7 protein-coding genes are annotated in these 8,170 nt (G+C 59.8%); all 7 read right to left on the bottom strand.

The features are described from left to right. Window positions 1–84: 84 nt before the first annotated feature. The 7 genes from ycaC to FEM54_RS17935 all read right to left on the bottom strand — a co-directional run bounded on the left by ycaC (window position 85) and on the right by FEM54_RS17935 (window position 7,928). A complete protein-coding gene (gene ycaC, locus FEM54_RS17965) occupies window positions 85–717 on the bottom strand; it encodes an isochorismate family cysteine hydrolase YcaC (RefSeq protein WP_138452247.1) in 633 nt (210 codons plus the stop codon). A 123-nt stretch (window positions 718–840) separates the two neighbouring features. Further along, the gene (locus FEM54_RS17960; RefSeq protein ID WP_138452245.1) at window positions 841–1,221 is read right to left on the bottom strand and encodes a Zn-ribbon domain-containing OB-fold protein; all 381 of its coding nucleotides are present in this window, start codon (window positions 1,219–1,221) and stop codon (window positions 841–843) included. A gap of 1 nt (window position 1,222) precedes the next feature. After that, on the bottom strand, window positions 1,223–2,401 hold the full coding sequence (locus FEM54_RS17955) for a thiolase domain-containing protein (protein ID WP_017136018.1): 1,179 nt from the start codon (window positions 2,399–2,401) through the stop codon (window positions 1,223–1,225). Continuing rightward, window positions 2,398–4,395: an acetoacetate--CoA ligase gene (locus tag FEM54_RS17950; protein ID WP_138452243.1), complete on the bottom strand. Its 1,998-nt coding sequence runs from the start codon at window positions 4,393–4,395 to the stop codon at window positions 2,398–2,400. The genes FEM54_RS17955 and FEM54_RS17950 overlap by 4 nt, the downstream gene beginning before the upstream one ends. A 119-nt stretch (window positions 4,396–4,514) precedes the next feature. Beyond that, window positions 4,515–5,243, bottom strand: a complete 729-nt coding sequence (locus FEM54_RS17945) for a TetR/AcrR family transcriptional regulator C-terminal domain-containing protein (RefSeq protein ID WP_099547572.1) — start codon at window positions 5,241–5,243, stop codon at window positions 4,515–4,517. A 74-nt stretch (window positions 5,244–5,317) separates the two neighbouring features. Further along, window positions 5,318–6,613 (bottom strand): aspartate aminotransferase family protein, encoded by a 1,296-nt coding sequence (locus FEM54_RS17940; protein WP_138452241.1) that lies wholly within the window; start codon window positions 6,611–6,613, stop codon window positions 5,318–5,320. Continuing rightward, on the bottom strand, window positions 6,597–7,928 hold the full coding sequence (locus tag FEM54_RS17935) for an amino acid permease (protein WP_240792766.1): 1,332 nt from the start codon (window positions 7,926–7,928) through the stop codon (window positions 6,597–6,599). The genes FEM54_RS17940 and FEM54_RS17935 overlap by 17 nt, the downstream gene beginning before the upstream one ends. Between the last annotated feature and the right edge of the window lie 242 nt (window positions 7,929–8,170).

The raw sequence follows: 8,170 nt of genomic DNA, 5'->3' as shown, positions 1-8,170 counted from the left end.
GACGGTATGTCAGCCACCGAATGTAGTGACTGATTCACCGCCATCGCGGGCAAGCCCGCTCCCACAGGTTAAAGCCGCTCAATCTCAACCCTGACGCGCCGCCAGCACCGAATAGCTGTTCATCAAGTTCCGATAGTTAGGAATCCGCTGCGACAACAAATTCCCCAGCCCCTCGATATCGTTGCGCCAGTCACCCTGCAACTCACACGCCACCGAAAACCAATTCATCATCTGCGCTCCCGCTTGCACCATCCGGCTCCACGCCGCCTGCTGCACCGTCGTATTAAACGTACCCGACGCATCCGTCACCACAAACACCTCAAACCCCTCCGCCAGCGCCGACAACGTCGGGAACGTCACACACACATCCGTCACCACACCCGCAATAATGATCTGCTTACGCCCAGTCGCCTTGACCGCCTTGACGAAATCCTCGTTGTTCCACGCATTGATCTGACCAGGGCGAGCGATGTACGGCGCCTGCGGGAACATCTCCTTCAACTCCGGCACCAACGGGCCGTTAGGGCCTTGCTCGAAACTGGTGGTGAGAATGGTCGGCAAGTTGAAGAACTTGGCGACGTCCGCCAGGGCCAGCACGTTGTTCTTGAACTCGTTGGGGGAGAAGTCCTGTACCAGCGAGATCAGGCCGGTTTGGTGGTCGATCAGCAGAACAATGGCGTCGTCTTTGTTCAAGCGGCTGAGGGTTGGCGTGCTCATGGTTGAAGTCCTTTTTTGATTGGGTTGGTTTGGCGTTGCGTTCAACATGGGCACAGATTAATGGGTGGGTTGGACGTGATAAATCGGCTGGCATGTGTCTTACCGTCAACTTAAAAAGGACAATCAAACTGACGGAACAAACACGGGGACTTTTTGGCCGCTCGGCGTGGGCGCAAACGCCACCTCGAGCCGTTGCCCGATGCGCAAGCGGTGCGCAGCCTCACACTGGATGACCGACAACATCGTTGGCCCTTCGTCGAGCGTCACGTAGGCAATGCAATGCACGTCGTCTGCGCGCCCGCTATAGCTGAAGCTGTACAAGGTGGCGCCACCGCTGGCGACGATCCAATCGGTTGCGGTGCTGCCGGTGAACGGGCTGTGATCGCGGGGGTAGTAGTAGGCCTTGCCGGTGTCCAGGCAACGGCGTAGCAACAGTTGGTCTTGATTGGCGGCAGCCCAGAAGGGCGCACTTTCCGCGGTGATGTGCGGTGAGGTCAGTGGCATATCAAAGGCGCTCCAGTATGAGTGTGGCGCTGCCGTGGCGTGAGCCCAGCAGGCCGCCGGTGCCGTGGGCCAGAGCCAGTGCGCAATGGGGCCGTTGAACGGCCGGGTGTGCTTCGCCGCGCAACTGGCGCACAGCCTCGATCAGCCTGGCCATGCCGCCGCGATGGCCGGGGTGGTTATTGCACAGGCCGCCGCCGTCAGTGTTTACCGCCAAGGGGCCGACACCGCTGATCAACTTGCCGTCGCTGACAAAGGCGCCGCCCTGGCCAGGGGCGCAAAAACCGAGGTTTTCCAGCTGGATCAATACGGTGATGGTGAAGCTGTCGTACAGCGAGGCGTAGTCAATATCGCCAGGTGTGAGGCGCGCCTCGCCGAATGCATCGGCGCCGGATTGCGCGCCACCTGAGGTCAGCAGGTCGAAGTAACCGCCGTTCAGATGGTTAATCGCATAGCCCGAACCGATAGGCGTAATCAGCGGCCGTTTGAGCGAGCGCGCAATGGCTGGATGCACCAGCACCAGGGCACCGCCGCCGTCGCTGATCACGCAGCAGTCCAAGCGCCGCAAAGGGGCGGCGACCCAGGGTGAACTCAGAACGTCTTCCACCGTTACCACATTGCGCAACATGGCCTGCGGGTTGTGCTGGGCATGGTGCGATGCCGCGACTTTTATCCAGGCCAATTGCTCGGCCGTGGTGCCGTGTTCGTACTGATGGCGCATGGCGCACATCGCGTAGCGGTTGACCACGGCAGCGCCATAGGGCGTTTCAAACGGTGCTTCACAGGCGCTGTACGCTGGGTCTAATGCGCTGCTTTGCGGACGTTGGCGCTCGGCACGCGGGCGCCCGGCCTGGGTGATCAAGGCGACACGGCAGCGCCCATCGGCGATGGCGCGTGTAGCCTGGGCGACTTGATGCATGTAGGACGAGCCCCAACTTTCCGTCGTATCCAGGTGCCGTGGCTGGATACCCAGGTACTCGACCATGGAGAACGGCCCTACGCCTGGCGCTCCCCAGCCCGGTACATCGCTGGCGCAGAAATAGCCGTCGACATCACTGAGGCTCAGCCCCGCATCCTCCAGGGCGCCGCGTGCCACATCGGCATGCAACTGCGCCAGGGAGCGGTCCGTGGCGTGGCGGGTAGGGTGTTCATAGGCACCCACGATATAAGCTTTACCCCTCATGGCTGGCGGCTCCGGGCGGCGTATTCGATAAAGAACTCAAGCGCCTGCGGGTCACGCATGGCGCTGGGGTTGGCGACTTTCTGCGGGTCGTGTCCCATCAGGATCCGGCGTACCGGCACTTCCATTTTTTTCCCGGTGAGGGTGGTGGGAATCAGCGGTACAGCCAGGATGCAGTCCGGCACATGCCGAGGTGTGCACGCCAGGCGCAGGCAGTCGTTCACGCGTTGCTGCAAAGGCTCATCCAACACCGCGTCGGCACGCAGCTGTACAAACAGCGGCATAAAGAAACCGCCCTCGGGCAAATCAAGGTTAACGATCAGTGCATCCTCGATTTCTGCGATGTGCTCCAGCGCCCGGTAAATCTCTGCCGTGCCGATCCGCACGCCAAAGCGGTTCAGCGTCGCATCGGAACGCCCCAGCACCTGGCAGCCGCCGCGAGCATTGAGCAAAAAGAAATCCCCATGGCGCCACACGCCCGGCCACGGCTGAAAGTAGCTGTCGCGATAGCGCTCGCCCGTGGGGTCATTCCAGAAATACACCGGCATCGACGGCATGGGCGACCTCACCACCAGCTCGCCGACTTGATCGATCACCGGTTGGCCGTGCGCATCAAACGCATGGGCATCCACCCCCAGGGCGCGCGCCTGGATCTCGCCGGCATACACCGGCAAGGTCGGTACGCCACTGACCAAACCGGTGCAGATATCCGTACCGCCGCTGCCCGTGTTGACCCACACCGCCGTGTTCAGGTTGCGGTAAAACCATGCATTACACTGCGGTGAAACCGGCGACCCCACCGGCATTACCGTGCGCAGTGCGTGCAGGTCAAAACGCTCGCCGGGCATCACGCCCTCGCGTTGCATCAGTTCAATGTAGGTGGGGCTGGTGCCGAAAAAACTCGCGCGGCTGTCTTGCAGGATTTGCCACAGCGCATCGGTGCCTGGCCAGGTGGGATGGCCGTCGTAAAGCACCGGGCGTACACCGCAGAGCAAGGCACTGAACAAGGTGTTCCACATCATCCAGCCGGTTGTGGTGAAAATGAAGGCGGTGTCACCCGGACGAAAATCCAGGTGCAGATGCAGTGCTTTGAGCTGCTCCAGCAGAACCCCGCCATGGCTGTGAACGATGGCTTTGGGCACCCCCGTGGTGCCGGACGAGAACAGTACCCATAACGGATGATCGAAGGGGACTTGCTCGCACTGGAAATCGGCGGCGGGCACGCTGGGGCGCAGGCGCAAGCTGTGCCAGTCGATGGCGTTAGGCAGCGTCAATGGCTCATCAGCAAACAGCGCCGGCAGCACAATCACCTGTTGGATACTGCCCAACTCGCCGACGATCTGCCGGACCTGGTCGCGCCGGTCAAACACCTTGCCGCCATACCGGTAACCGTCCACCGCCAACAGCACTTTCGGCGCTAATTGCCGCACCCGATCCAGCACACCCTCGCTGCCGAAATCCGGCGAGCAACTGGCCCAGATCGCACCGATGGCTGCGCAGGCACATAGCGCAATCATCGCCTCGGGAATGTTTGGCAGGTAAGCCACCACGCGATCACCGGGCACTACGCCGAGCTCTCGCAGATAGCTGGCGAGCGTGCGTACCTGGTCGCAGAACTCGACCCATGGCAAGCCCTGCAACGCAGCGGATTCGCTCAGGTAGAGCAGCGCATCGCCTTGCCGTTCGTTGCGCAAAATGTGTTCGGCAAAATTCAGCTGCGCGCCGGGAAACCACTCAGTACCCGGCATCCTACGATCACCCAGCACCGCGTGGTACGGGCTACTGGTCTGCACCTTGAAGTGGTCCCAGATCGATTGCCAGAAAGCGTCCAGATCATCGACCGACCACTGCCATAGCCCGTGGTAGTCGACAAAACTCAGCCCGCGCTCGCGTTTGAGCCAAGCCAGGTAATGCGTGAGGCGGGTAGTTTGGATATGTTCAGGGGAGGGCTGCCAAAGCCGTTGGCCCTGGACCACTTCGTTGAATGCAGTCGCCACGATTAAAGACCTCTGACGTTTTTGTTTTTAGGGTCATGGGGTATTCATGCGTGACGGACTGTAGCGATAAATTGTACGACGTACAATTGATGGGCTTTCTGATTATGTTGTGCGATTTTTCAGCGACGCGATGCCAGGGTTTCCAGGCCGCAGAGGAAGGTGTCGACATAAAACGCAAAGCTCTCATGCAGCGGCGCGTGCACACCATTTTGCCAGCGCAGGCTGAAACCTCGGTTGCTGAGCTGGTCCATGTTCTGCGCAAGGGTCGGGTGCTGCTCGGCGTCAACGGCCTGCAGGCTTTCCTGTACTTGCTGCTGCCACGCCTCGGTGTTCTCCGGCAGCGGGGCGAACTCCAAGGTGGTGAAACCGGCAAGGGCGGCGATAAACGTGTTGTAGGCGCCAGCCAATGAAGGCCCGCTGAAACCCGCTTGCTGCAACGCTGCCAATACGCCTTCCACCAACTTGAAGTCGGTGCGGGTGTTGGAGACCAGTTGCGCACCGAGTAACGGCGCCACATTCGGGTGCTGGTGAACAGCGTTATGGCAATTAACCAGAGTGGCGCGAAGGTAGTCCTGCCAGCGCTCCTGAGGCTGCGGTGCCACCTGTTCGAGGACTTTGGCCAACACTTCGCTCAACAGCAATTCACGTGACGAGACGTACCAGTAAATGGCCGTGGGGTACACGCCCAGGCTATTTGCCAAGTTGCGCAGGCTGCATTTTTCCAGGCCTTCGCGGTCGATCAATGCCAATGCGGCGGCGATAATCGTGTCTTTATTCAGTTGGTTTTGCGGGTCTTCGCCAACGGTTTTTTTACGCCTGCCTCGTGGGTTTGCGGTTTTGCTGGTCATGGACGTTGTTCCGGTTGAGCGACGGCGAAAGGATAGCCGGTCGTCGATTCGCTGTCGCTCTTCCAGGCGCGGCGTCAGTCTCTGGTCAACATGCCTCCATAGCGTTCTACAAATGCCTGTGTAGCGTTAACCAGCCGATTCATTTCGTGCTCGGTCAGCGGCAGGCTCAACGCAAACAGCCCGCGCCGTGCACTGTAGATCCCACATTCAAGCAGGTGAAAAAAGAACAGGTCCCGTAGGCGGTTTCGGTCCGTTGGGATATCCGTGGGCCGAAGAATCGGCAAGCCTGTGGGATGCAGGTTCATCACTGAACCCTGCCCGGTAAACTGCATCGGCATGCAGGCGAGCACCTCGTTCAGTTGCTCGCGCAACCGGTCGCCCCTTGTATTCAACGCAATGGCTTGCTCACGGGTATACACCTGCTCCAATCCAGCGATACCCGCCGCCATGGTCAGTACGTTGTTGTTAAAGGTACCTGCGTGAGAGAGGCTGCCATGGCGCGGATCGAACTGCGCCATGATGTCTCGTCGGCCACCCAACATTCCACAGGGCATCCCGCCGCCGAGGTATTTGCCCAGGGTCATCAGGTCAGGCGTTATGCCGAGTTTTTCCTGTAAACCGCCTGGGCCAAGGCGTGAAGTCATCACCTCATCGAACACCAGCAGTACCCCATACGCACGGCTCAACGCGCGCAAACCCTCGAGAAAGCCCGGCGCGGCGCAGATACAGCCACCGGCGCCCAACATCGGCTCCACGAGGATCGCCGCACACTCGCCAGGGTGCTCAAACAGCAAACGCTCGACACTGCCTAGATCGTTGTAATTCGCCAGGTACACGCGGTGGGGCACATTCATCGGCGTGCCTGGCCCGGAAAAACTCAGCACGCCGCCGTGATAACCGCCGTTAAACGCGATGACGCCATCGCGCCCGGTGTAGGCCCGTGCCGCCGCCAGCGCGAGCAGATTCGCCTCGGTACCGGAATTGGTAAAGCGCACCTGTTCGATACAACCAAAGCGCTCCACGATCAGCGTTGCCAACCGCGCTTCCAGTTGCGTAGGGGCGCTGAGGTTCAGCCCGTTTGCCATCGCCGTCGTCAGCGCCTGGGTGATCACCGGGTGGGAGTGCCCATACAGCGCTGCGGTGTATTCGGCGAGAAAGTCGACATAACGATGCCCGTCCAGGTCATCCAGAAAACAGCCCGTCCCGCCCGACATCACCAACGGAAACGGTTCATAAAACAGCACTGAGCGCGTATTGCCACCCGGCATTACCCGCGCGGCCACGTCCAGTTGCCGGGCGCTGTTGGGGTTGGCGTGGGTATAGCGGTTGATGCAGCGCTGCAACACGGACCTATCAGGCGCTGTGAACATCGCTCACCTCCTTGGATGCGTTGCGCTTCGGATACACCAGCAGCAACAGCGCAAACCAGGCCGCCGCCACATAAAACGCCGTGCGCGTCTCCGGGTCGCGAATCACCAGCACCGCCAACCCAGCCAAAAACAACAGTACCAACACGCTGCTGCCCCGAGCCCACGGCAAGCGATACGCCATCAGCGGCAACTCACCGCGCTGCACCTTGCGTCGATACGCCATATGCGTGGTGATGATCACCGCCCACACCCAAATCAACAGGCCCAGAATGCCGGTGATCAATAGGTTGAAAATACGTTCCGGCATCAGATAGTTCAGCAATACCCCCACCAGCAAAATCGCGGTCGACACCATCAAGCAACGCGCCGGCACCTGGCGCGGGCTTAACACCTGCAATTGACGGGGTGCCTGCTGAATATGCGACAGCGCAAACAACATCCGGCTGGTGGCAAACAACCCGGTATTGCACGACGACGCCAGCGCACTGATCACCACAAAGTTGATCAGCCCGGCCGCAATCCCCAGGCCAATGCTGTCGAACACCCTCACAAACGGGCTTTGCGAGGTATCGATCTGGTTCCAGGGATAAAGGGCCATGATCACCGCGATCGATCCGATATAAAAAATTGCCATCCGCCAGATGATGCTATTGATCGCTCGCGGCAACGTGCGCTCCGGGTTGGCCGTTTCCGCCGCCACCAAGCCAATCACCTCGACCCCGGCAAAGGTAAACGCCGCCAACGGTATCGCGTACCAAAAGCCACTCCAGCCATTCGGGAAAAACCCGCCGTGCCGCCACAGGTTGGTGATTGAAGGGGTGGTTTGCGACGATGTATCCAGCCCGAATATCAGAATCGCCAAGCCTGCAGCAATCAGCCCGACAATCGTCACCACCTTGATCAACGCCAGCCAGAACTCCACCTCGCCAAACGTCTTCACCGCAAACAAGTTGATCACCATCAACACCACCGTGGTGACCAACGCCGGAATCCACTGCGCCAACTCCGGGAACCAATATTTCATCAACAAGCCGATCCCCGTAACCTCCAGCACCCCCACCAGAATCCAGATCAACCAATACGACCACCCCGTGATAAACGCCACCCGCGGCCCCAAAAACTCCTCCGCATACGTCGCAAACGACCCGCTACCGGGCCGATACAACGACAACTCACCCAGCGCCCGCGCAATCAAATAAACCATCCCCCCACACAACGCATACGCCAGCAACAACGCCGGCCCCGCCGTGGCAATTGCCTTGCCCGACCCCAGAAACAAACCGGCCCCAATAATGCCGCCGATAGCAATCAACATCACATGACGCTCCTTGAGCGACCGCGCCAAGACATGGTTGGAAGAGTGAAGCGGTGGTGTAGACATCAGCATTCCCCGAGCTGTATTGCACAGCAGTAGTGAGGTGACCCGGCTCAGACCGGATTTTATTGTACGGTGTACAATAAGCAGGTTTTGGGCCAAATGCTAAACGCGGCGGCAAGCGGTTTTTAAATGGGCTGTTTAGATATGTTTGTAGGAAGCTTCGTTGGGGCGATGTTGAC

The sequence above is a fragment of the Pseudomonas edaphica genome (genome assembly GCF_005863185.1).
Classification (GTDB): domain Bacteria; phylum Pseudomonadota; class Gammaproteobacteria; order Pseudomonadales; family Pseudomonadaceae; genus Aquipseudomonas; species Aquipseudomonas edaphica.
The sequence above is the reverse complement of the archived record's forward strand: the minus strand, read 5'-3'. Positions and strand labels throughout refer to the sequence as shown.

What these genes read in the sequence shown, in the direction of transcription:
- FEM54_RS17935 (WP_240792766.1), bottom strand. Translation starts at nt 7,928, where the DNA reads ATGTTGATTGCTATCGGCGGCATTATTGGGGCCGGTTTGTTTCTGGGG.
- ycaC (WP_138452247.1), bottom strand. Translation starts at nt 717, where the DNA reads ATGAGCACGCCAACCCTCAGCCGCTTGAACAAAGACGACGCCATTGTT.
- FEM54_RS17940 (WP_138452241.1), bottom strand. Translation starts at nt 6,613, where the DNA reads ATGTTCACAGCGCCTGATAGGTCCGTGTTGCAGCGCTGCATCAACCGC.
- FEM54_RS17960 (WP_138452245.1), bottom strand. Translation starts at nt 1,221, where the DNA reads ATGCCACTGACCTCACCGCACATCACCGCGGAAAGTGCGCCCTTCTGG.
- FEM54_RS17945 (WP_099547572.1), bottom strand. Translation starts at nt 5,243, where the DNA reads ATGACCAGCAAAACCGCAAACCCACGAGGCAGGCGTAAAAAAACCGTT.
- FEM54_RS17955 (WP_017136018.1), bottom strand. Translation starts at nt 2,401, where the DNA reads ATGAGGGGTAAAGCTTATATCGTGGGTGCCTATGAACACCCTACCCGC.